This window comes from Niveibacterium sp., from assembly GCF_041909475.1.
In the GTDB taxonomy this organism is placed as follows: Bacteria; Pseudomonadota; Gammaproteobacteria; order Burkholderiales; family Rhodocyclaceae; genus Niveibacterium.
The window spans coordinates 15996-38526 of the sequence record NZ_JAYRDJ010000011.1 but is presented as its reverse complement, the minus strand read 5'-3'; the positions used below and the strand labels follow the sequence as shown (position 1 = coordinate 38526).

Below are 22531 nucleotides of genomic sequence, written 5' to 3'. Positions count from 1 at the left end.
CCGCCATGCTGAACCGCACGCCGGCGCCCGTCCAGAGCACAGCGCCCGGTGTTCAGCTGTCCTGCACCTCGGCACGCAGCGCCACGTAGCGGGCGAAATCGGCCAGCAGCAGGCTCACCAGCTGCGGGTCGAAACGCTTGCCGGCCTGCTCCTGCAGATAGGTGCGGATCTGTTCATCGGACCAGCGTGCGCGGTACGGGCGATCGCTCGCGAGCGAATCGAAGGCATCCGCCAGCGACACCACGCGACCGGCGAAGGGAATCGCCTCGCCGGCAAGCCCGACCGGGTAGCCGCTGCCGTCCCAGTGTTCGTGATGCGCGCGCGCGATGGTAGCGGCCAGCTGCAACACTTCACGGCGCGAGCGAGCCAGCAGCTCGGCGCCCAGTTCGGTGTGTGCCTTCATCGCCGTCCATTCGTCCGGGTCCAGCGCACCGGCCTTGAGCAGGATGCGGTCGGCCACCGCGATCTTGCCCACATCGTGCAGTGGCGCGGCAAGCAGGATCATGCGGGCAGTCGCTTCGTCCAGCCCCGCCGCGCGCGCCAGCGCCTGGCTGATGCGTGCAACCCGCTGCACATGCGCCGCGGACGACGTGCCGCGCTGCTCCACCGCGTCGCCCAGCATGCCGACCACCTCGCCCTGCGTGGCGTGCATCTCCTCCATCACCGAGAGGTTCTCGAAGGTGAGCGCCACGTTGATGGCGTAGAGCTCGAGCAGTTCGCGCTCATGTGCGGCGATGGCGTGCGTCAGCTCGACGTAGAGCAGGTTTTCCTTACCGCCGAAGCTGCGGTGATACAGCACGTAGTCCTTGTCGCCGTGCAGGCTTTCCTGGCGCTGCAAGGCCTCCTGGAAGCGAGCGGAGATCGCCGGCGGCAGCGAATCCAGATCGCCCTGGTCGGCGAACTCCATCAGCGAGCCACTGGCCGCCAGCGTGCGCGCGGCGCGGCTTCCCGTGCCCTGCGCCGGCATCACGAGGCAGTAGATCGCCGTATCGCGCAAGCCCAGCAGTTCGGTCAGTTGCCCCAGCACGGCCGACGCAAATTCGCGCAGGCTGCCGCTGCGCAGGATGTCGGAGGTGGCGAGGATCACGCGGCGCATGCCGTCGCGCTGGCGCTGGATCGTCGTGATGTCGCGATACGCCCGCAGGCCGGAATACAGCAGCGTGCGCAGCTTCTGCGCCGTGAGTTCGGTCTTTTCCTTGTAGTCGTCGATGTCGTATTCGCGGATCACGCGGTCGACCGGCGCATGCCCCGGCTGCCCGGTACGCAAGTAGACGCGGGCCGTATGGTTGTCACAGCCCTTCCGGATGAATTCGACCAGGCGCAGGCCGGCGTCATCGGTTTCCATCACCACGTCGATCAGCGCGACGGCGATGTCCGGTTCGCGCACGAAGAGCTCGCGCCCGGCTTCGCCGCTGTGGGCGGCGAGGATCTGCACACGCCGGCCGAGGAATTCGAAGCCGGTCAGTGCGAGGCGCGTCACCGCGATGACTTCCGGGTCGTCATCAACGACCAGCATTTTCCAGGGCGGCATCGAGGGCGACGGCGCTTCGCTGCCGGGCAGCGGCGGCTCGTCGTCGGCGAAAAGTAATTCCATTGCGGGGGGGCTCCGGTCGGTACATGCCGCGTGCAGACGCCACGGCGGCTCTTCTTGATTACGGCAAAGATTCAAACGTCTGAAGCGGCGTCGGCAACGACCAGCAGACCAGCCCGCAGGCCGGGCTTCACAGCGGGGTTGGGAAACACGATCAGTTCGCCGGGTTCGGCGTGCCACTGCAGCGCGCCATCTTCCGCAATCAGGGCGCCCGCTTCAAAGGCGGTGAAGTTCGCGGCACCGGCCGGCAGCGTGAGGCGAAACGCGTCGCTGCGCTTGATCAGTTCGCGGCTGACGCGGAACGCATGCAGTTGCGCAACGGGTTCAGGCAAAGGCTCGGCGGCAATCAGGGCACGCAGCACGCGCTCGGCGGCCGCGAATTCACCCGCTACACCGTCACCCAGGCGACGCACGCGCCCAAGCTCGAAGGTGTAGGCCTCGCAGCCATGCCGCCGCGCGCTACGCGCGCTGAAGGTGGGCGCCTGCGCGCCGGTCAGCAGCACCGCCTCGATGCCGCAGGCGGCAAGCAAGGCGCGCGGTGCAGCGCCGAGCGGGCCGCTCTCATTGCGCGGCGCGATCGCAAAGCAGGCGTAGCGTGAGTCGCGTATCGCGCTGTGCAGATCCAGATGCAGCGGCTTGGCGTGCCGCGTGCAGAAGGCATCCACCGCGGCCGCAAGCGCTGCCGCGCGCGGCGCCTCACGCGAGCCGGGCACCGTGGCATTGCCGAAGAGCCGGTTCAGGTCGTCGTCGAGGTAGCGGCACGCAGCACGCAATGCCAGCAGGTTGCCGAACACCAACAGCAGCGGCACGCGCGGCACCAGCGCACCCGAACATAACGCGGATACGAGGCCACACAGCACTTCGACCGGCGCGGTTTCATCGCCGTGGATGCCGGCCGACACGATCAGCGCCCGCCCCGCCGCAGCCGTCGGCGGCGTGATCTGCCAGACGGCGCTGGCCACGCGTTCGACCTGCGCGCCACCCGGTAGCCGCGCAGGCAATAACGCGTCGTCGTTGGCAAGCAGGTCGGCGAGCAGGTTCATGTCAGACGAGCTGGAAGGGGTAGACCGGGCCGATGCCGAGGATGCGCGTCAGCTCGTCCAGCGCGGTACGGCACTCGCCCTGCAATTGCGGATCGGCCAGATCGGCGACGGCAAGGCGGTCGCGATAGTGGCGCGTGACCCAATCGGTCAGGCGCGCATACAAGCCGTCGTTGATCCACACACCGGGCGCCACGGCGGCGAGTTCCGCTTCGTTCAGCACCACGCGCAGCCGCAGGCAGGCCGGGCCGCCGCCGTTCTTCATCGATTGCTTGAGGTCGAACACCGCCACTTCGGCAATCGGCCCGCCACTCGCGAGCAAGCCCTGCAGATAGGCCCACACCCGCTCGTTGCGCTGGCACTCGTCCGGCACCACCAACAGCATGCGGCCATCGGCCCGCGACAGCAGCTGGCTGTTGAAGAGATAAGTCGATACCGCATCGGCGACGCTGACCGCCACATCCGGCACCTCCACGGCCTGCAGCGACACCTCGCCGAGCCCGCGCTGCACGTCGGCCAGCAAGCGCGCCTTGTCGTGGAACGCATGTTCGTGGAAGAACAGCACATTGCGGTTGCCGACCGCGATCACGTCGTTATGGAACACGCCGGCGTCGATCACCCGCGGGTTCTGCAGCGCGATCACCGTGCGCCCGGCATCGAGCCCGTGCAGGCGGGCGATCGCCTCGCAGGCCTCGCGTGTCTGGCGTGCGGGATAGCGCGTGGGACCCGGCTCGTTACCGAATGCGGCTCGACCATAGATGAAGAGCTCAACGCCCGGCTCGCCGTATTCGCCGCACAAGCGGGTGTGGTTGGCTGCCCCTTCATCGCCGAACTGCGCACAGTCGGGCAAGGCCGGGTGATGCGCGAAATGGCGTTCATCAGCAAACACCGCGCGCAGCACGCGGCCAGTAGTCGGGTGTTCGATCGCGCGATGGAACTTGTTGTTCAGGTTGGCCGGCGTGAAGTGCGTGCGGCGATCTGCGGTGTCAGCCGAAGGGCTCACCGTTGCGGCGTTCGCGGTCCACATGCAGGAGGCAGAGCTGACTTGCGGCAACAACGCCGGCGCGGCGCGCGCGACGGCCTGCAGCACCTCGGCATCGCTGCCGCTGAAGCCGAGTCGGCGCAGCGTGGCGAGATCCGGCCGTTCATGCGGCGGCAGCACGCCCTGGCGGAAACCCCGATCGGCCAGCGCCTTCATCTTCGCCAGCCCTTGCAGTGCCGCTTCACGCGGGTTGGACACATCGCCGGTGTTGTTCTGCGATGCGACGTTGCCGAAGGACAAACCGCCGTAGTTATGCGTCGGCCCGACCAGGCCATCGAAATTGGCTTCGAGCGCCTTCATGGAGATCACCACCCCTGATTGCAACTGTGCCGCGCGGCGCGCAGCCGAACATGGATCGGATTGAAGCGCCCCACGCCGGACCGGATCACGGCGCGGGATTCACTGGTCAGGCCACCAAGTCGAGGCCGGGCGGCAACTGCGCGGGTCGCTCCGGCGCCGCGGTTTCCATGCCGGCCACCGGATAGGCGCAGTAGTCGGCAGCGTAGTACGCGCTCGGTCGGTGATTGCCTGAATGGCCGACGCCCCCGAAAGGCGCCGCGCTGGATGCCCCGGTGAGCGGCTTGTTCCAGTTGACGATGCCTGCGCGCGCCTCGCGCCAGAAGCGCTCGAACAACGCGGCATCATCCGAGATCAAACCCGCGGCGAGGCCAAAGCGGGTCGCGTTGGCCAGCCGCATCGCTTCGTCGAAATCGCGATAGCGCTGCACCATCAGCAAGGGGCCGAAATGTTCTTCATCGGCCAGTGCAGCGATCGGCGTGACATCGAGGATGCCGGCCGACAGCAGACCCGTTCCGGCGGCCAGGCTGCGCATCACCAGCAACGGCGCGGCACCTTGCTCGATCAGCGCGGCCTGCGCAGCGAGCAGGCGTTCGGCCGCCACCGGTGTGATCACCGCGCCCATGAAGGGCGCGGGCTCAGCGTCCCAGGCCCCGACCTGCAAGCCAGCCGCCACGCGCACGAGGCGCGCCAGCAGCGCGTCGCCCCACTCGCCCTGCGGCACCAGCAGGCGGCGCGCGCAGGTGCAACGCTGCCCCGCCGAGATGAAGGCCGACTGAACGATCGTGAACATCGCGGCGTCGAGATCGGCGACGTCCTGCACGATCAGCGGATTGTTGCCACCCATTTCGAGCGCAAGAATCTTTTCGGGCTGGCCGGCGAACTGGCGATGCAGCGCGGCACCGGTCGCATGGCTGCCGGTGAAGAACAGGCCATCGAGCTGCGGATGCGCCGCCAGCGCCACGCCGGTATCGCGCCCGCCCTGCAGCAGGTTGATCACGCCGTCGGGCAGACCCGCGTCGCGCCAAAGCTTCACGGTTCGCTGCGCGACGGCCGGCGCCAGCTCGGAAGGTTTGAACACCACCGTGTTGCCGGCCAGCAGCGCCGGCACGATGTGGCCATTCGGCAGATGGCCGGGGAAGTTGTAAGGGCCGAACACGGCGACCACGCCGTGCGGGCGATGGCGCAGCACTGCGCGGGTGCCGGCTGATTCGCTCTCGCGCGAGCCGGTCCGCTCCTGATGCGCGCGCACAGAGATGTCGATCTTGCCGATCATCGTCTGCACTTCGGTCGCCGCTTCCCAGCGCGGTTTGCCGGTCTCGCGGCCGATCACCGCAGCCAGTTCGGCGGCGTTGGCCGCAAGGCATTCGCCGAAGCGCCGCACGATCGCGAGCCGCGCCTCGAAGCCGGCATCACGCCAGCCGGCAAACGCGTCGCGGGCGGCGAGCACCACCACATGCACCTGGGCCGCATCGGCGGCCTGGCCGTCCCACACCAACTCGCCAGAAACCGGGTTGCGACTTTGCAGGGGCACACCGGCCCCACGCACCCAACGGGGGCCAATCAGGTGGTCGGACATGGCAGAACCTCAGCGAACCGGTTGCAGCGGTGCGATCCGGACGCTATCGCCCGCAGAGATTTCAAGCGCATCCAGCTGCGCAGCATCGAGCACGAAGCGGCCCGAATCATCCACGCCACCGCGCGCCAGCACGACACGGAATTCCTGCGGCCTGCGGTTGGAGACGAGGTACATCGAGCCCTCGGCCGGCTCACCCGCTGCAGCCTCGCACACGACGCTGTCGCGCACTGCGCGGATCGCCGCGAGCGCGCACTCCACCGCCGGGCCGGCATCGAAGATGTCGACATAGCCCTGGTAGTTGAAGCCTTCGGCCTCCAGCATCGCGCGCGCCGGGCGCGTCGAACTGTGCACTTCGCCGATCACCTCGCGTGCTGCTTCCGACAGGAAGGCGGTGTAGACCGGGTGCTGCGGCATCAGTTCAGCGATGAAGCTCTTGTTGCCCACGCCCGAAAGGTAGTCGGCACGCGAGAAGTCCATGCGGAAGAAGTGGCGGCCCAGGCTATCCCAGAAGGGGGAACGCCCCTGCTCGTCCGACACGCCGCGCAGCTCGGCGATGACCTTGGTCGAGAAACGCTCCGGAAACTCGGCGAGGTAAAGCAGACGCGCCTTCGACAGCAGCCCGCCGTTACCGCCGTGGCGATGTTCGGGGTGCAGGTAGAGCGAGCACAGCTCGGTGGTGCCGGTCAGGTCGTTGGTCAGGAACAGTGTCTGCAGCTGCCGATACACGCCGATTTCGCGCGAGCAATAAACCGCCGTGCCGACGCGATAGTTGTACCAGGGCTCATCCAGCCCGACCGCGGCTGCGATGCCGCTGGTGCCGACGAGGTGGCCCGAAAGCACGTCCTCCAGCACGAAGAGGTAGTTGGCCTGGGCTTTTTCGAGCCGCCCGCTGAAGGAATCGACCGAAATCTCGATCCGCCGGCCGAGGCGCTCCTCGTTCGGCTGCAGGGTCGTGACGCCGATACCGGCACCGCGCGCGAGATCGATCAGCGCAGCGTGGTCACCGTGGGCGATGGGACGAAGTCGCATGATGGTTTGTCTTGTCAGAGCGGCGCGAGCACGACGCTGCCGCCGGCCGTCACGTTGAGCGACTTCAGGTCAGCCTCCGCCAGCCACACCTCGCCCCGTTCGGAGTCGAAGGCGGCATCGGTGAGGATCGCGCGGAAGCCCGGAAGATCGAGGTTGGCGACCAGGTAACGGGTGCCGTCGGCGCCGGGCGGGTGCCCCACCACGGTGGCCCGCGCATGCGTCGCCACGGTGCGGATTTCTTCGGTGCGCGCCTGAACGACCGCGCCGGCATCGAAGATATCGACGTAGCGTTCGGTCTCGAAGCCTTCGCGCAACAGGATCTCGCACGGCAGGCGCGAGAACGGGTGAATCTGCCCGATCGCTTCCTGCGCCTCGCGTGGCAGCAGAGGCACGTAGATCGGGTGTTGCGGCAGCAGCTCAGCGATGAAGGAACGCCCCTTCACGCCGCAGTAGAACTCGGCGAGTGGGTAGTCGATGCCGAAGAAATGGCGACCGACCGAATCCCAGAACGGTGCATGGCCGTCGTCGTCGCACAGACCCAGCATCTCCGACACCACATGGTCGGCAAAGCGCTGGCGATGCGCCGCGATGAACAGCATGCGCGCGCGCGACAGCAGATCCGGGTAGTCGCCGTGCTTGTACGCCGGATCGAGCACGAAGGAGGTCAGCAGCGTTGCGCCGGTGAGGTCGTGGCACAACGTCAGCACGTGTACCCGGTGATGCACGCCCAGCTCGCGGCTGGCATGTGTCACGGTTTCGTTGCGGTAGTTGTAGAACGGCTCCGAGAAGCCGGCCGACGCAACGATGGCGGCGGTGCCGACCACTTCGCGGTCGTGTTCGCGTTCGAGCACGAAAAAGTAGCTCTCCTCGCCGCAGCCCGAAACATCGGCCGCGAGCGAAGCCTGCGACGAGGCGATCTTGTCGAACAGCTTGTCGCGGCTGCGCGGCAGCGAAGTAACGCCGACCGGGCTCGCACCGGCGATCCGTTCGACCGCCGGCAGGTCGGAGTACGCGGCGGGCCGCAGAACAAGTCGATCCATTCAGGCCTCAGGCAGCGAAAGCTGCAGTTACCGCACGCTCGAGGCGCGCAAGCCCCTCGTCGATCTCGGCATCGGAAATCACCAGCGAGGGCGCCATGCGGACGATGTCCGGCCCCGCCATCAGGACCATCACACCCTCGCGCGTCGCGGCCGCCAGCACATCCTTGGCGCGGCCGGCGTATTCGGGCTTCAGTTCCCAGCCGAACCACAGACCGCGGTAGCGCACCTCGGCAAAGGCGCCGCAGCGCTCGCCAATCTCTTGCAAGCGCTTGGCGATGCGATCGGCCTTGGCGCTCACGCCGTTCAGTACCTCGGGCGTATCCACCAGCTCCAGCACCGCGTCGGCCACCGCGCAGGCGAGCGGGTTGCCGCCGTAAGTGGTGCCATGCGTGCCGACCTGGAAGTGCTTGGCCCACGCGTCTTTCGTCAGCATCGCGCCGATCGGGAAGCCGCCACCAATACCCTTCGCGGTGGTCAGGATGTCCGGTTCGACACCGTAGAGTTCGTAGGCGTAGAGCTTGCCGGTGCGGCCAACGCCGGACTGCACTTCGTCGAAGATCAGCAGTGCGTCGTTCTCGCGCGTGAGTTCGCGCAGGCCCTGCAGGAATTCCGGCGTGGCGGGGATGATGCCGCCCTCGCCAATGATCGGTTCGACGATCACCGCGCAGGTGTTCTTCGAGATGACCTTGCGTACCGCGTCGAGATCATTGAAGTCGACATGTATGATGCCGGCCGGGTTGGGCCCGAAACCGGACGAATACTTCGCCTGCCCGCCGCACGACACTGTGAAGAAAGTACGGCCGTGGAAGGAGCCGTTGAAGGCGATGATGTCGATCTTGTCCGGCCCGAAACGGTCGATCGCCACCTTGCGCGCGAGCTTCAGCGCGGCTTCATTGGCTTCGGCGCCCGAGTTGGCGAAGAACACGCGCTCGGCGAAGGTGCGGCGCACCAAGCGATCAGCCAGGCGCAGCGCAGGCTCGTTGGTGTAGACGTTGGACAGATGCCACAGTTTGCCGGCCTGCTCGGTCAGCGCTGCAACCAATCGCGGGTGGCAGTGTCCCAAGCTGGTGACCGCAATGCCGCCGCCGAAATCGATGTAGTCGCGCCCGTCCTGATCCCACACGCGGGCACCTTCGCCACGCACCGGCAGGAAAGCCTGCGGGGCGTAGTTGGGCACCATGACGCGGTCGAAATCGGCGCGGGTGAATGCAGCGTTCATCATCTGTCCTTACTCTTCGATCGTGGGGGATTGTAGGAAGCGTCGCGGGTACCGCCTTACAAGAACGCGACAGCGTTTTCCTTGCGTGGGTGGCGCCGTCTCGCGCCGGCCCTACTCTGTTGCTTCAGTCCTCGCCTCGCTCAGCGGCCCCTGTCTGGGCAGGATCCGTATCGCCCTTGAGGCGGTCCTCTCGTGGCGTCATGCCGAACCGGTTGCGATAGGCACTGGAAAAGTGCGGACCCGACGCAAAACCGCAGGCCAGACCGATCTGCACGATCGACTGGCGGGTGGATCGCAGCAACTGCCGTGCCCGCTGCAGACGCAGCTCAAGGTAGTACTGCGAGGGCACCGCTTCGAGGTGGCGTTTGAACAATCGCTCGAGCTGACGACGTGAAACGCCGATTCGTTCGGCGATCTGGTCCGTCGTGAGCGGCTCTTCGAGATTGGCTTCCATCAGCGCGACGGTGCGTGCGACCTTCGGGTCCACCGCTGGCCCGGCCCCGGCGCCGAGCGGCACCGGCTGGCGCTCTTCGCTTGCGCGGCCACGCGGCAGCATCCAGCGGGCGGCGAGCGCGTTGGCGACTTCGTTGCCGCTGCGTTCGGCGATCCAGGCGAGCATCGCATCGGCCACCGCGAGGCCACCCGCCACGCTCCACCACTTGCCGGTACGCGCAAACAAGCGGTCGGTGTAGCGGTGGTCGGGGTTCTGCGTGAGGTAACGCTGCGCACCATGCCAGGGCAAGGCAAGCGTCAGGCCGGCCAGCAGGCCGTGGCGGGCAAGCCCGTAGTGCGCGTTGCCCACCACCATGACTTCACCCGCACCGGTGAGCGCCTGCACCAGCGGGGCGCGGGCACCGTCACCGCCGCGCGCCACCGCCTCGCCGCCGAACACGATCAGCAGGTCGCAGGCGGGCGCATCGGCCAGCGCGAGATCGCCGCGCACCAGATCGCCGCCTTCGCGCGGCATCACAGTGTCGGTCGCGCACAGTGTCAGCGTGGCGAGCGGCTGGCCGCCTGCGGCATCGCTGTCGGCCAGCAGGCTGCGCACCAACGCAGGCTCGGCAAGCGGGTAACCCGGCAGGAGTAGGAGTCCGACACGCAGCATGGAATTCAGGATAGTCCGCCAGCAAGGCGGGAAGCCCGCGAGTTTAGTCGATTCAGCCTCAATCCCCCCTACTGTTCCGTATGGCGCCGTGCGTTGCTGCCAGAGTCAGAGCCAGCCGTTCATGGCCTCCTTGTCCGCCTCAGCCGTTGTGGCGGGGGTACTCAGCGCACGCGCAAAACGCACTTCGAACGCTGCACCACCGCCATCACGGTTGTAGGCGCGGATGCTGCCGTGGTGCGCATGCATGATCTCGCGGCAGATCGACAGGCCAAGCCCGGTGCCGCCGGCGCCGGTGCGCGTCTTGCTGCTTTGCACGAACTTGTCGAATACCGAGTCGAGTTCCGCGTCGGGAATACCGACACCTTCATCCTCGACCAGCAATTCGACGGCCGGGCGGGTCTCGCCGCCGCGATCCAGCTCGGCGTCACGCAGGCTAAGCAGCACCCGCTGCCCGGCCGGCGTGAACTTGATCGCGTTGGAGACCAGATTACGCAACACCTGCGCGGCCCGCAGCGGGTCCACGGTGGCGCGCGGATCGGCTGTGAGCACGTCGATGTGTATCGTCAGATGCCGTGCCAGCGCCAGCGGTTCCAGGTCGTGAACCACTTCGCGCGCGATGCCGGCGAGATCGGCGACCACCAGATCCAGCGTCATGCGGCCGGCCTCGAGCTTGGAGAGATCCAGCAGATCGTTGATCAGCAGCATCAGGCGATCGGCGGACACGCAAACGCGGTCGAAGTAGCCCGCGAGCTTGTCCGGTGGCGCGCCGTGCGCGCGCTCGCGACCAAGCCGCGCAAACGACAGGATCGCGTGCATCGGCGTGCGCAGTTCATGCGAGATGTTGGCGAGAAACTCCGATTTCGCCGTGTTGGCCGCTTCGGCCGCCTGCTTCGCCGCGAGCAGATCAGCGGTTTGCTCGGCAACCAGTTCCTGCAGGTGATCGCGGTGGCGCAGCAGTTCCTGCTCCTGCCGCCGGCGCTCGGTCACGTCGAGGTAGAAGGTGACAAACCCGCCGGAGGGCAGCGGCATACCGGAAATCTCCAACACCGTGCCGTCCGGCCGCACGCGCTCGAAGCGGTGCGGTTTCATCTGCCGGGTCAGCGCGAGGCGCTCATGCACCTGGGTCTCAACGTCACCCGGGCCGTATTCGCCACGCGCGGCGTTGAAACGGAAGATCGCTTCGAGCGAGGGCATGTGCTCGGCGAACATCTCGGGCGGAAAGCCGAGCAGGTGCTTGAAGAGTTCGTTGCAGGCAACCACCTCGAGATTCGAATCGATCAGCGAAACGCCGCCCGGCACGTTCTCGATGATCGCCTTGAGCATCGCTTCGCGATCGCGCAGCGCGATCTGCGCGCGTTTCTCCTCGTCGATGTCCTGCACCACGCCGCGCAGGCGCACCGATCCATCGGCATCACGCACCGGTTCGCCGCGGGCGCGCACCCAGCGGCTACGGCCGTCGGCGCGATTGAGCATTACTTCAAGCTCCCACGGCTCGCCCTCGCTCAGCGCGCACTCGATGGCTGCCGCGATCCGCGGCTGCGCTTCTTCGGCATACATGCCGAGCAGGGCCGCCATCGTCAGCGGCGCGCCTTGCGGCAGCCCGAAAATGTCGTAGCTGACGTCGGACAGGCGCACCGCGCCGGAAGCAAGTTCAACCTCCCAGCTCCCGATCCGGGCAATACGGCCGGCCGCTGCCATCAGGGCGTTGGCTTCGCGCAGCGCAGCTTCGGCATGGCGGCGCTGAGTCAGATCGATCGCCACACCCAGCCAGCCGGTGATCTGCCCGCCCCGCTCGCGCAGTGCGGTAACCACCAGCAGCACCGGCACATGGCCGCCGTCGCGCCGAACGAATGTCCATTCAAACTCGTTCGGCAAGCCGCGCCGCGATAGTGCGACGAAAGTTTCGAAGCCGGGTTCGATGGGCTCGCCGAGTTGCTCGGACAATTGCGCCGCGCGAGCCACCACCTCTTCCGGCAGATGCCACAGCGCAGGGGTCTGCCGGCCAAGCACCTCGTCGGCGCTGCAGCCTAGCATCCGCTCGGCGGTGGGGTTGAAACGCGTGACCAGCCCGTTGGCATCGGTCGCCATGATCGCAGAACCGGCGTTGTCGAGAATCGCACTCTGCAGCGTCAGGGTTGCGCGCAGCGCTTCTTCGGCCTGCTTCTGGCGCGTGATGTCGAAACGCACCGCGATGTAGCGGCGCGGCTTGCCGGCCGGATCGAACTGCGGCGTGATCGTCGCATCCTCCCAGTAGAACGATCCCTCCTTGGCGCGGTTTCGGATCGTGCCGTGCCAGACACGCCCCGACGAGATCGTCGCCCACATCGCGGCAAAGAATTCGGGCGGGTGATAGCCCGAATTGAGCATGCGGTGGTTGGCGCCGACCAGTTCTTCACGCGCGTACCCGCTGATCTGGCAGAACCGCTCGTTGACCTCCTCGATCACGCCCGCCGCATCGGTGATCGCAACGATCGCCGACTGATCCAGCGCGAACTGCCGGAACGTCAGTTCGGCCGACACCCGCAACTGTTCTGCGAGGCTCTGCTCCATCGAGTGATTGGCCGTGGCGAGCGCCCGGTTCTTGTCGCGCATGCGCAGCATCAGCAGGCTGAGCAGCATCATCAGCAACACGATCAGCCCGCCCGTCGCTAGCACGATGTTCCGCGTGGCAAGCAGGCCGGTGGCGCCGTAGGTCTCGGGCGCCAGCACATCCAGCCGCCACTCGCCTCCGGCAAAGCGGATCGGCGCACTGGCGCGGGCACTGACCTGATCGGGCGACAAGGCCAGGCCCACGCTCGCCACCGGCTGCGCGGCTTCGGTCAGCAGCAGCCCGAGGCCCTGGCGGGCATGTTCCGGGAACAGGAAAGGTACGAAGGCATCGACACGGAACACCATCACCAGCGTGCCGTCGTTCTTGCCCCGCCGTTGCAGCGGTACGAAAACAAGGAAACCACGGCCGCCTTGCACAAGGTCGAACACCGGGGTGGTTACCGCTTTGCCGGTGGCATGCGCTAGGGCGATGCGCTCGCGCCGCACGCCGTCGCGGTTGAGGTTGAGCCCCAGCACCTTCTCGTTGCCAGCCAGCGGCTCGATCCAGCGGATCACGCCGGTTTCATCGGCCCACTCGACCGCCGCGGTGCCCGGCAGATCATCGACATAGGCGCGCGCGTCGCGGCGCCACAGCGCCTCAGGCGTACCGTCGCCGGCTTCCCAGCGCAAGCCCATGCGGGCGAGCGAACGGATGCGGTCATTCATGACGGTTTCTGCTGCGCGAGCCAACGCCGCCGCTTCGGCGTCGAGCGAGCGCTGCGTCAGCAAGGCCTGCTGCCGCCCAAGCGCCTGCGCGACGCAGACCAGCACCACGATTCCCAACAGCCCGATCAGCCACGGCAGCACTCGGCGCGTGCCTGCGCTCATTCGCCCTCTCCACGGCGCGCCCGCAGTGGCGGGCAATGCTTCAGTTACGGCCTGGGCGAGCGAATGCTTGAGCGACGACGACGCGCATGCTCAAACGGCGTCGGCCTGGCGCGCGGGGGCTGCGGCGGCGAAGGCCTCGAGGGCAAGGCATTCGGTTTCGATACGCAGCAGGGTGGGATAGGGCGACAGATCGACCTCGAAGCGGCGGGCATTGAAGAGTTGCGGCACGAGGCAGCAGTCCGCCAGCGTGGGCGTATCCCCGTGACAGAACCGGCCGCTCGCGTCATCACCGCAGAGCTGCTGCTCAAGCGCTGCGAAGCCGGTGCTCACCCAGTGCCGGTACCACGCGCCCTTCTGCTCATCCGAAATGCCCAGCGTACCGCTCAGGTAGCCCAGTACCCGCAGATTGTTCAGCGGGTGAATCTCGCAGGCGATGCTTTGCGCAATCGCCCTTACGCGTGCCCGACCCAGCGCATCACGCGGCAGCAGCGGCGGCTCGGGATGCGTTTCATCGAGGTATTCAATGATCGCGAGCGACTGCGTCAGCAGGTGGTCGTCGTCTTCCAAGGCCGGCACCAGGCCCTGCGGATTGAGCGCCAGATAGGCGGGCTGCTTCTGCTCGCCCCCGTTGCGCAGCAGGTGCACCGGCAACTGCTCGGCGGCGATGCCTTTAAGGTTCAGGGCAATGCGGACGCGCCAGGCGGCCGACGAACGAAAGTAGGTGTAGAGCTTCATGCGTCGGCCTCTCCTGTTCAAACGCGATAGCGCGCCACAGTCTCCTGCATCGAACGGGCAATCGTATCGAGGTTGCGCGCGGTATCGGCACTGCCCGCCGCGGCCGCCGCGCTCTCGTCGGCCATCTGTGCAACACGCTCAACGGACTGCGCAATGCTGGTGCTGGCGGTGCTCTGCTCGCGGATCGCGCTGGAAATCTCCTGCACCATCGCAACCGCCTGGCCGCTTGAGGTGCCGATCTGTTCGATCGCGGCACTGGCAACGCGCGCGCGCTCGACACTCGCCGCCACGGTATCGACCGCGCCAGCCATCGAGCCCGCCGCCTCGCGTGCGCCCTCGCGCATGGCATCCACCGTGCGGGTGATCTCCTGCGTCGAGTGCGCGGTGCGTTCCGCGAGCTTGCGCACCTCATCGGCCACCACCGCGAAGCCGCGGCCCTGCTCGCCCGCGCGAGCCGCTTCGATCGCCGCGTTGAGCGCCAGCAGGTTGGTCTGGTCCGCCACCTCCTTGATGACGGACACGATCTTGGTGATGTCGTGGCTCTGGCTCTCCAGCGTGTTGATGCGGCCGGCCGCTTCGTCCACCTTGCGGGCGATTTCGTCGATATCGCCGACCGTCTGCGCGATGATCTGCACCCCGTCGGCGGCAAGCCGGCCCGATTCGGCCGAATGCGCGCTGGCGTCACCTGCGCGCTCACCGACGTGGTTGATACTGACGGTCAGCTCTTCCACCGCGGCGGCCATACTCGCGGCCGATTCGCTCTCCGCCGCGGCGGCAGTCGCCACCTGGTCGGACGTAATCGCCATTTCGCTGGCCGAGTTCGCAACTGCCGAGGCAGACTGGCTGATCGACGAGAGGCTGGCCTGCAGCTTTTCGAGCAAGCGATTCACCGCAATCGCGGTGCGGCCCACCTCATCATGCCCGCCGCCCGGAACGCGCAGCGTGAAGTCGAGATCGCGATCGATCTGCGTCACCGTGTGCTCGACGCCTGAAAGCGAATGGCTGACCCGGCGCACCAGCGCCGCGCCCAGCAGCGCAACGACGATGCTGCAGCCGATCGCAAGCCCCCACGCAATCGCGAGCCCGGCCTTCTGCATGCTGGCCGCGCTCGCACGTCCGTCGGCCGCCAGCTTGGTGTTGTACTCGACATGCTTGGCGAGCGCCGCCACCAGCTTGTTGCCTGCATCGCGCGCAGACGTCAGCGCAAGGTTCGTTGCCGCCGCCGCATCGCCCTTGTTCGAGACTGCAACGACTTCCTTCACCGCGGCGGCGTAGCCGGCGGAGGCTTCGGCATCCGCCGCCAAGAGTTGTTTGTCGGTGTCGTCGGAAATCAGCTTTTCATAGGCCTTGAGCTGCTTGTCGACCTCGGCGAGCGACTGGTCGACCAGCTTGCCCATCTCGTCGCGCTTCTGCTGATCGGGCGAGATGATGTGCTGCAAGGTGCGCAGGCGCAGCCGCAGCGTTGCGTTGGTTGCCTCCTGCAGCACCGAATAGCTGGGCAGGATGTTGTCGTTCACATCATCGAGCGCGGCACTCAGTTGCGACGCCACGCGAACACCGTTCAGCCCCACCACCAGCAAGGCCAGCACCGCCACGCCGACCATCAACCACAACCTGCGCGCAATCGTCAGTTTCATGATTCCCCCGGTTCATCACTGGACACTGCAACAAGGCATGCATGGCGCGCGCCATTCAGGCGCGGCCGTCAGGGGAGTCATAGCACGCGGCGCAATCGATTTCATGGACAGACCGCACAGCGGTTGATCTGCCCGCAAGGGTTTTGACTCAAGCCGGGTACGGGGCAACGATCTGGTCTATGGCGCCGAAGACCGACTGCCCGTCGGCACCGAACATCTCGATGGTGACCCGTTCCCCATAGGCCAGATAGGGCGTGGCCGGCTTGCCTTCGGCCAGGGTTTCCAGCATCCGCCGCTCGACGATGCAGGCCGAGCCGCGTGAGCGGTCGACGTTCGAGATCGTGCCGCTGCCGACGATGGAGCCGGCTTCCAGCTCGCGTGTTCTTGCGACATGCGCGATCAGTTGCGGGAAGCCGAACACCATGTCGACGCCGCACTCAGGCCGGCCGAAGTGCTCACCGCGTACCGTCACTTCGAGTGGGCGATGCACCCGCGCGCCATCCCAGGCTTCGCCCAGCTCGTCGGGCGTCACCGCAACCGGGGAGAAGGCTGTCGCCGGCTTGCTCTGGAAGAAGCCGAAGCCCTTCGCGAGTTCGGCCGGGATCAGGTTGCGCAGGGTCACATCGTTCACCAGCATCAGCAGCCGGATCGCGCCAGCGCACTGCTCGGGCGTGGCGCCCATAGCCACGTCGCCGGTGATCACCGCCACCTCACCTTCGAGGTCGACGCCCCAGGCGGTGTCGCGCACCGCGATCGGATCACGCGGGCCAATGAAACTGTCGGAGCCGCCCTGGTACATCAGCGGATCGGTCCAGAACTCCGGCGGCATCTCGGCGCCGCGCGCCTTGCGCACCAGTTCGACGTGATTGACGTAGGCCGAACCATCGGCCCACTGGTAGGCGCGCGGCAGCGGCGAGTGACAAGCGGCGGGGTCGAAGGGCTGGGCGTGGCGCGCATGGCCGTTGTTCAGCGCCAGCGAGACTTCGGCGAGCTGCGGCGCGCAGCGCGCCCAGTCGTCGATCGCCGCCTGCAGCGTGCGGGCAATCTCCGGCACCGGCTGGCACAAGGTCAGGTCACGGGAAACGACGACCAACGTGCCGTCGCGGCCGCCAGTCTTGAGGGTGGCAAGTTTCATGGTGGCTACCTACGTTCTCGGCCCTCAGGCCTTCGGTTTCCAGGAATCGACGTATTCGTGCAGCTCGACCGCCCGCGCTGGCTCATTGACGTCGAGCGGGAAACGGCTGTCGATCATCACCGCGACCTCGTCGGTCTCCTTGCGCTCGGCCTTCATACCCGCGGCAAAGGCCTTCGGATGCGGGCCATGCGTGAAGCCGCAGGGGTGCAGCGTCGTCATGCCGGGGCGGATGTTGTCGCGCGAGAAGAAGCTGCCGCGGTGGTAGAGGATGAACTCGTCGTAGTCGTCGTTCGAGTGGTAGAACGGCACCTTCAGCGCGCCGGGGTCGGATTCGATCGGCCGCGGCACGAAGGTGCAAACGACGAAGTTGCGCGCCACGAAGGTGGTGTGCGCCGAGGGCGGCAGATGATAGCGGTGGCTCATCAGCGGCCGGATGTCGCGCCAGTTCACGCGGCAGGCGGCAAGGTCGCCATGCCAGCCCACCGCGTCGAGCGGGTTGAACGGGTAGTCGATGATGGTCAGCTTGCCTTGATGCTTCACCAGTACCTGCCACGGGCGATTGCCTGCCTCGCCATCGCGCTGAGCGGCGAAGGCGGCATCGAGTTTCGGCGTGTCCAGCACCGTTGCATCGAAAATTGCGTGGGGCCCGACCAGCCCCTTGTCCGGCAACTGGTAGCTGCTGCCGGTGGCTTCCACCAGCATGACGCGGGTTGGCACACGGGGCTCAAGTCGCCACATGGCACCGCGCGGCAGCACGATGTAATCGCCGTCGCGGTAGTCGAGATGCCCCCAGTCGCAGAACAGCGCGCCCTCGCCTTCGTGGATGAACAGCAGCTCATCACCGTCGGCATTGCGGGCGAGCGCCGGCATCGGCGCATCGAGCAGCCACCAGCGGATGCGCACATCGCTGTTAGCCAGCAGCGGATAGGCCTGGAACGGGCTCGCAGCGCGCACTTCCAGGCGGTTCAGGTCGAAGGCGTGCGGCCGCAGCGGGCCGTCGAAGCCAGTCCAGCCGGTCGGGGCGTGCTTGTGGTGGAAGTGGCAGGCGGGGCCGAAGAAGCCCTCCTTGCCCATCTCGCGCTCGAAGCTGCCTTCGGGCAGGTCGCAGTGCGCCTGGCGGGAGAATTCCCCCTCCGCTTTGGGGTAGCTGATCCAGCGTTTCATGCGGCGGATCTCCGGTGGGTGTCGTAGAGGCTGGCGGGCGGCACCAGCGCATCGCCCGCTACGGTGACGGACGGATCGATCGTCGGCAAGCCCCGCAGCTGTTCGTACAGCGGCGCGAAGTCCTGCGCCGTTTCGCGGAACAGCTGATCGTAACTGTCGATCACGAAGTAGGTGTCCTGAAATCGATCGATGCGGTACTCGGTCTGCATCACCCGCATCAGGTCGAAACGCACCCGGTGCGGCGCGGGCGCATCGAGGCAGTGCAGGATCTCGCCGCCCGACGACAGGATGCCGGCGCCGTAGGTGCGCAGCCCCTGCGGCGTGTCGATCAGGCCGAACTCGACGGTGTACCAGTAAAGCCGCGCGAGATAACCGAGGCCGCCGAGCGACAACGCCTTGATGCCGCCGCGGCCGTATTCCTGCAGGTAATCCGCGAACACCGGGTTCATCAGCAGCGGCACATGGCCGAAGAAATCGTGGAACACGTCGGGCTCGACGATGTAATCGAACTCCTCCGGCTTGCGCAGCCACACCGTGACCGGAAAGCGCCGGTTGGCCAGATGCCGGAAGAACACGTCATCCGGGATCAGGCCCGGCACGCCGACGATCTGCCAGCCAGTGGCGCGGCCAAGCAGCTCGTTGGCACGCTCGAAGCGCGGGATGCCGTCGCTGGCGAGTTCATGCACATGCTCGATGAACTCGTCGCAGGCGTAGCCCGGCAGCTTCCTCGTCTGGCGTTCGACCAGGCGACGGTACAGCGCGTGCTCGTCGGGCGTATAGGCCATCCAGTCCTGGTCGACGGTGTAGTCGTCCCGCATCCGCGAGTAATCGCCACGCAGCGGGTTTTCGGGTGTGAGCATCGTGGGCTCCTTTCCGGGTACAAGCGAACGGCCTTGCCACGGATTGCGCGGACTAAACGGACTGCTCGAATCAAAGCCCGATGCGGTTTTGTCCTTGTCCGCGTTCATCCGCGAAACCCGCGGCGAGGCTTTTCAGTCCTTCAGACTACGGCCGGGTCGCTCAGCACGCCACGGCGGATCTGGTCGAGCTCGATCGAGTCGAACAGCGCCTTGAAGTTGCCTTCGCCGAAGCCCTCGTTGCCCTTGCGCTGGATGATCTCGAAGAAGATCGGCCCGATCACCGTCTCGGTGAAGATCTGCAGCAGGTAGCCCTGCCCTTCGGAGGGTGCGCCGTCGATCAGGATGCGGTTGGCGCGCAGCCGAGCCACGTCCTCGGCGTGCCCCTTCACGCGGGTATCCACCGCGTCGTAGTAGGTGTCCGGCGTATCGAGGAACTTGATGCCATTGGCTTTCATGCCTTCGACGGTGGCGATGATGTCGTCGGTGCCCAGCGCGATGTGCTGGATGCCCTCGCCGTTGTAGGCGTGCAGGAATTCCTCGATCTGGCTCTTGTCGTCGGAGGATTCGTTTATCGGGATGCGGATCTGGCCGCAGGGGCTGGTCATCGCCTGGCTCTTCAGGCCGGTGAGCTTGCCCTCGATATCGAAGTAGCGGATCTCGCGGAAGTTGAACAGCTTCTCGTAGTAGCTGGACCACACCTTCATGCGGCCGCGCTGCACGTTGTGCGTGAGGTGGTCGATGTAGGTCAGGCCGAAGCCCTTGTGCTCGACCTCGCTATCCAGCGCAATGAAATCCACGTCGTAGATCGACGGGCCGCCGTAACGATCCACCAGATACACCGGGCAGCCGCCTATGCCCTTGATCGCCGGGATCTGCAGTTCCATCGCGCCGCACTGCTGCGCATGCGGCTCGGCACCGAGCGACAGCGCGCGCTCGTAGGCTGCTTTCGCGTCACGGACACGAAATGCCATCGCGCAGGCGCTGGGTCCATGCACACGGGCGAAGGATTGCGCGAAACTGTCTTTTTCCGCGTTGACGATGAAGTTGATCTCGCCTTGGCGGTAAAGTGTCACGTCTTTCGAGCGGTGGCGCGCAACAGCCTTGAAACCGAGCTGTTGAAATAGCGCGCCCAGCAGCTTTGGGTTGGGCGCGGTGTATTCGACGAATTCGAATCCGTCGGTGCCCATGGGGTTGTCCCATAGGGCGCGCGGTTCCGGCCGCGGCCGGACAAGGTTCAGCGGCATGATTTTGTCTCCTCTGTTGGGGGCCGCTCTGTCGGCAGCGCCTCGCAGAAAGAAGAATAGTCAAACGCGCTCGAATTTTCGTTGCGTTTATTGCTCAAACAATTAGAATTTGAGCAACTTTTGAATAGAATTATTTATATTCAAGCAACAACATGACAGACGCCGTCAAACTCGACCGTACCGACCGCCGAATCCTTGAAGTGCTGCAGCAGAACGGCCGCATTCCCAACGTCGAACTCGCCAAGAACGTTGCGCTGTCGCCATCGCCCTGCCTGCGCCGCCTGCAGCGTCTGGAAGAAGACGGCGTCATCGACCACTACACCGCGATCCTCAACCCCACAAAGCTGGGGCTGACGCTGCTGGCCTTCGTTAACGTGTCGCTCGACAAACGCGCCGGCGAAGGCACCGACAGCTTCAAGGCCGCCGTTCAGGGCTGGCCGGAAGTGACCGAGTGCTACGCGATGACCGGCGAAATGGATTACCTGCTGCGGGTGCTGGTCACCGATCTGCAGCACTTCTCACGCTTCGTGATGGACAAACTGTTGCGCCACCCGGGCGTGCTGGACGTCAAATCCAGCTTTGCGCTGGAAGAGGTCAAGCGCACCACGGTACTGCCGGTCGAAGAACTGGTCGTCTGATCAGGGCCGAACAACCGGCAAACTGGCCGCATGGCGGGGCGCAATGCCCCGCATCACCGCCCAGCCAGCCAGATAGCCGATCGCCGCCGAGCCACAGGCGATCAACGCAAGGCCGGTAAAAAACGACAAACCGGCCCAGCCCAGCGACATTCCCTGCCACATCGTCTGAAGCGCCTCGAAGCTGAACGCCTCGAGCCGCGGCAGCAACGCCACGTCAAGCGACGGCACCATCCACGGCAACACCTCTGCGCCCAAACGATAGGCCGCCAGATAGATCGGTGGTGCGGTCAGCGGGTTCGTCACCAGCGCCGCAACTGCAGCCGCCATCAGGTTGGCCCGCAGTAGCGCGGCCGCCAGCGCCGCAAAGAAGATCTGCGCGACCGGCGACAGGATGCCGAAGAACAAGCCGAGCGCCACGCCCAGCCCCACGGTATGCGGTGCCGGGCGCCACAGCCTGCGATCCAGCAAGCGGTTGGCGAAGGGGCGCAACAGTCGGGAGCGCAGAACGCGCAGCGGCGAGAGGCGAAACCAGGCGGGCACAGTCAATCCAAAGCAATGGGCTTGTTCTTCTGAACCGCACTCGCGCCAACAAGTTCCCGCCCCGACAAGCCTGGCAACAAAGTCTCTTCCGCACCGCAGCATCGAAAGTTCTTGCCACTCGGAACGGAATCACTACACTTCACGCAAACGTTTGCGCAAACGTTTGCTATTACGTCAGCGCTGGCGGCTGCAACTCGCTACCGCACAGGCAAAACACCGAAGGAGACCTAGATGAACACACGTCGCAGCACCCTGAAGTCGCTCGCCATGATTGCCGTCGCCGTTGCATTGCCGCTCGGCAGCGCAAGCGCCGCGGATGCCAAGCCGAAAGTCGCACTGGTCATGAAGTCGCTCGCCAACGAGTTCTTCCAGACCATGCAGGACGGCGCCAAGGCGCACCAGAAGCAGCACGCCGCCGAATACGCGCTGATCGCCAACGGCATCAAGGACGAAACCGACACCGCCGCGCAGATCAAGATCATCCAGCAGATGATGGTCGAGAAGGTCGATGCGCTGGTGCTGGCGCCGGCCGATTCCAAAGCGCTGGTGCCGGTGGTCAAGGAAGCGATCGACAAGGGCATCATCGTCGTGAATATCGACAACAAGCTTGACGACGCCGCCCTGAAGGAAAAAGGCATCGTCGTGCCCTTCGTCGGCCCCGACAACCGCGCCGGCGCGAAGCTGGTCGGCGAGTACCTCGCCAAGCAACTCAAGTCCGGTGACAAGGTCGGCATCCTCGAGGGCGTGTCCACCACCACCAACGCACAGCAGCGTACGGCCGGCTTCCAGGACGCTATGAAGGCCGTCGGCGCCAATGTGGTCGGGGTGCAATCCGGCCAGTGGGAAATGGACAAAGGCAACATGGTCGCCAGCGCGATGCTGCGTGAGCACCCGGACCTGACCGCCCTGCTCTGCGGCAACGACAACATGGCGCTCGGCGCCGTGGCTGCGGTGAAGACCGCCGGTAAGGCTGGCAAGGTGAAGGTGGTCGGTTACGACAACATCTCCGCGATCAAACCGATGCTGGCAGATGGCCGCGTGCTCGCGACTGCCGATCAGTTCGCCGCGCAGCAAGCGGTGTTCGGCATCGAGACCGCGCTGAAGGCCGTGAAGGCGAAGACGCCGCAGAAGGATCTGCCCGGCACCGTGCAAACGCCGGTCAAGTTGATCACCAAGTAACGCCAGGCCGTGGGGCGCGCCTCGTGCGCGCCGCACGCAG

General features: G+C 66.2%; 18 protein-coding genes. 2 read left to right on the top strand and 16 right to left on the bottom strand.

Annotation, left to right across the window (positions count from 1 at the left end; genetic code table 11):
- Positions 1 to 52 precede the first annotated feature (52 nt).
- The 15 genes from ACE3P0_RS09480 to hppD form a co-directional block, all read right to left on the bottom strand.
- Positions 53 to 1594 (bottom strand): DUF3369 domain-containing protein, encoded by a 1542-nt coding sequence (locus ACE3P0_RS09480; protein ID WP_374402198.1) that lies wholly within the window; start codon positions 1592 to 1594, stop codon positions 53 to 55.
- Positions 1595 to 1665: 71 nt separating this feature from the next.
- Complete coding sequence (locus ACE3P0_RS09475; RefSeq protein ID WP_374402196.1) at positions 1666 to 2634, bottom strand: succinylglutamate desuccinylase; 969 nt, start codon at positions 2632 to 2634, stop codon at positions 1666 to 1668.
- A gap of 1 nt (position 2635) precedes the next feature.
- Entirely contained in the window at positions 2636 to 3973 is a 1338-nt protein-coding gene (gene astB / locus ACE3P0_RS09470; RefSeq protein ID WP_374402194.1) for an N-succinylarginine dihydrolase, read from the bottom strand.
- Between the two features lie 106 nt (positions 3974 to 4079).
- Positions 4080 to 5549: a succinylglutamate-semialdehyde dehydrogenase gene (gene astD, locus ACE3P0_RS09465; protein WP_374402192.1), complete on the bottom strand. Its 1470-nt coding sequence runs from the start codon at positions 5547 to 5549 to the stop codon at positions 4080 to 4082.
- A gap of 9 nt (positions 5550 to 5558) precedes the next feature.
- Positions 5559 to 6578 carry an arginine N-succinyltransferase gene (astA, locus tag ACE3P0_RS09460; protein ID WP_374402190.1) on the bottom strand — a complete coding sequence of 340 codons (1020 nt, stop codon included), beginning with the start codon at positions 6576 to 6578 and terminating at the stop codon, positions 5559 to 5561.
- 14 nt (positions 6579 to 6592) lie between these two features.
- Positions 6593 to 7618 carry an arginine N-succinyltransferase gene (locus tag ACE3P0_RS09455; protein WP_172198140.1) on the bottom strand — a complete coding sequence of 342 codons (1026 nt, stop codon included), beginning with the start codon at positions 7616 to 7618 and terminating at the stop codon, positions 6593 to 6595.
- A 7-nt stretch (positions 7619 to 7625) separates the two neighbouring features.
- A complete protein-coding gene (locus ACE3P0_RS09450; protein WP_374402188.1) occupies positions 7626 to 8837 on the bottom strand; it encodes an aspartate aminotransferase family protein in 1212 nt (403 codons plus the stop codon).
- Positions 8838 to 8961: 124 nt separating this feature from the next.
- Positions 8962 to 9942, bottom strand: coding sequence for a GlxA family transcriptional regulator (locus ACE3P0_RS09445; protein ID WP_374402186.1), 981 nt, complete (start codon positions 9940 to 9942; stop codon positions 8962 to 8964).
- A 105-nt stretch (positions 9943 to 10047) separates the two neighbouring features.
- Positions 10048 to 13359 (bottom strand): PAS domain S-box protein, encoded by a 3312-nt coding sequence (locus ACE3P0_RS09440; RefSeq protein WP_374402184.1) that lies wholly within the window; start codon positions 13357 to 13359, stop codon positions 10048 to 10050.
- 90 nt (positions 13360 to 13449) lie between these two features.
- Positions 13450 to 14094 (bottom strand): maleylacetoacetate isomerase, encoded by a 645-nt coding sequence (gene maiA, locus ACE3P0_RS09435; protein ID WP_374402182.1) that lies wholly within the window; start codon positions 14092 to 14094, stop codon positions 13450 to 13452.
- A gap of 17 nt (positions 14095 to 14111) precedes the next feature.
- The gene (locus ACE3P0_RS09430) at positions 14112 to 15731 is read right to left on the bottom strand and encodes a methyl-accepting chemotaxis protein (protein ID WP_374402180.1); all 1620 of its coding nucleotides are present in this window, start codon (positions 15729 to 15731) and stop codon (positions 14112 to 14114) included.
- A gap of 148 nt (positions 15732 to 15879) precedes the next feature.
- A complete protein-coding gene (locus ACE3P0_RS09425) occupies positions 15880 to 16866 on the bottom strand; it encodes a fumarylacetoacetate hydrolase family protein (protein ID WP_374402178.1) in 987 nt (328 codons plus the stop codon).
- 24 nt (positions 16867 to 16890) lie between these two features.
- On the bottom strand, positions 16891 to 18030 hold the full coding sequence (locus ACE3P0_RS09420) for a homogentisate 1,2-dioxygenase (RefSeq protein ID WP_374402176.1): 1140 nt from the start codon (positions 18028 to 18030) through the stop codon (positions 16891 to 16893).
- Positions 18027 to 18890 (bottom strand): phenylalanine 4-monooxygenase, encoded by an 864-nt coding sequence (phhA, locus tag ACE3P0_RS09415; RefSeq protein ID WP_374402174.1) that lies wholly within the window; start codon positions 18888 to 18890, stop codon positions 18027 to 18029. The genes ACE3P0_RS09420 and phhA overlap by 4 nt, the downstream gene beginning before the upstream one ends.
- Before the next feature lie 140 nt (positions 18891 to 19030).
- The gene (gene hppD / locus ACE3P0_RS09410) at positions 19031 to 20134 is read right to left on the bottom strand and encodes a 4-hydroxyphenylpyruvate dioxygenase (protein ID WP_374402172.1); all 1104 of its coding nucleotides are present in this window, start codon (positions 20132 to 20134) and stop codon (positions 19031 to 19033) included.
- Between the two features lie 152 nt (positions 20135 to 20286).
- Here hppD and ACE3P0_RS09405 point away from each other — a divergent pair, with 152 nt between their 5' ends.
- Positions 20287 to 20772, top strand: coding sequence for an Lrp/AsnC family transcriptional regulator (locus ACE3P0_RS09405; RefSeq protein WP_374402170.1), 486 nt, complete (start codon positions 20287 to 20289; stop codon positions 20770 to 20772).
- Here ACE3P0_RS09405 and ACE3P0_RS09400 read toward each other — a convergent pair whose 3' ends face one another.
- Positions 20773 to 21312, bottom strand: coding sequence for a DUF2062 domain-containing protein (locus ACE3P0_RS09400; RefSeq protein WP_374402168.1), 540 nt, complete (start codon positions 21310 to 21312; stop codon positions 20773 to 20775). It lies immediately after the preceding gene.
- A gap of 231 nt (positions 21313 to 21543) precedes the next feature.
- Between ACE3P0_RS09400 and ACE3P0_RS09395 the strand changes: the two genes are divergently transcribed.
- The gene (locus ACE3P0_RS09395; protein WP_374402166.1) at positions 21544 to 22491 is read left to right on the top strand and encodes a sugar ABC transporter substrate-binding protein; all 948 of its coding nucleotides are present in this window, start codon (positions 21544 to 21546) and stop codon (positions 22489 to 22491) included.
- Positions 22492 to 22531: the final 40 nt, after the last annotated feature.

What these genes read in the sequence shown, in the direction of transcription:
- ACE3P0_RS09480 (WP_374402198.1), bottom strand. Translation starts at nt 1,594, where the DNA reads ATGGAATTACTTTTCGCCGACGACGAGCCGCCGCTGCCCGGCAGCGAA.
- ACE3P0_RS09475 (WP_374402196.1), bottom strand. Translation starts at nt 2,634, where the DNA reads ATGAACCTGCTCGCCGACCTGCTTGCCAACGACGACGCGTTATTGCCT.
- astB (WP_374402194.1), bottom strand. Translation starts at nt 3,973, where the DNA reads ATGAAGGCGCTCGAAGCCAATTTCGATGGCCTGGTCGGGCCGACGCAT.
- astD (WP_374402192.1), bottom strand. Translation starts at nt 5,549, where the DNA reads ATGTCCGACCACCTGATTGGCCCCCGTTGGGTGCGTGGGGCCGGTGTG.
- astA (WP_374402190.1), bottom strand. Translation starts at nt 6,578, where the DNA reads ATGCGACTTCGTCCCATCGCCCACGGTGACCACGCTGCGCTGATCGAT.
- ACE3P0_RS09455 (WP_172198140.1), bottom strand. Translation starts at nt 7,618, where the DNA reads ATGGATCGACTTGTTCTGCGGCCCGCCGCGTACTCCGACCTGCCGGCG.
- ACE3P0_RS09450 (WP_374402188.1), bottom strand. Translation starts at nt 8,837, where the DNA reads ATGAACGCTGCATTCACCCGCGCCGATTTCGACCGCGTCATGGTGCCC.
- ACE3P0_RS09445 (WP_374402186.1), bottom strand. Translation starts at nt 9,942, where the DNA reads ATGCTGCGTGTCGGACTCCTACTCCTGCCGGGTTACCCGCTTGCCGAG.
- ACE3P0_RS09440 (WP_374402184.1), bottom strand. Translation starts at nt 13,359, where the DNA reads ATGAGCGCAGGCACGCGCCGAGTGCTGCCGTGGCTGATCGGGCTGTTG.
- maiA (WP_374402182.1), bottom strand. Translation starts at nt 14,094, where the DNA reads ATGAAGCTCTACACCTACTTTCGTTCGTCGGCCGCCTGGCGCGTCCGC.
- ACE3P0_RS09430 (WP_374402180.1), bottom strand. Translation starts at nt 15,731, where the DNA reads ATGAAACTGACGATTGCGCGCAGGTTGTGGTTGATGGTCGGCGTGGCG.
- ACE3P0_RS09425 (WP_374402178.1), bottom strand. Translation starts at nt 16,866, where the DNA reads ATGAAACTTGCCACCCTCAAGACTGGCGGCCGCGACGGCACGTTGGTC.
- ACE3P0_RS09420 (WP_374402176.1), bottom strand. Translation starts at nt 18,030, where the DNA reads ATGAAACGCTGGATCAGCTACCCCAAAGCGGAGGGGGAATTCTCCCGC.
- phhA (WP_374402174.1), bottom strand. Translation starts at nt 18,890, where the DNA reads ATGCTCACACCCGAAAACCCGCTGCGTGGCGATTACTCGCGGATGCGG.
- hppD (WP_374402172.1), bottom strand. Translation starts at nt 20,134, where the DNA reads ATGCCGCTGAACCTTGTCCGGCCGCGGCCGGAACCGCGCGCCCTATGG.
- ACE3P0_RS09405 (WP_374402170.1), top strand. Translation starts at nt 20,287, where the DNA reads ATGACAGACGCCGTCAAACTCGACCGTACCGACCGCCGAATCCTTGAA.
- ACE3P0_RS09395 (WP_374402166.1), top strand. Translation starts at nt 21,544, where the DNA reads ATGAACACACGTCGCAGCACCCTGAAGTCGCTCGCCATGATTGCCGTC.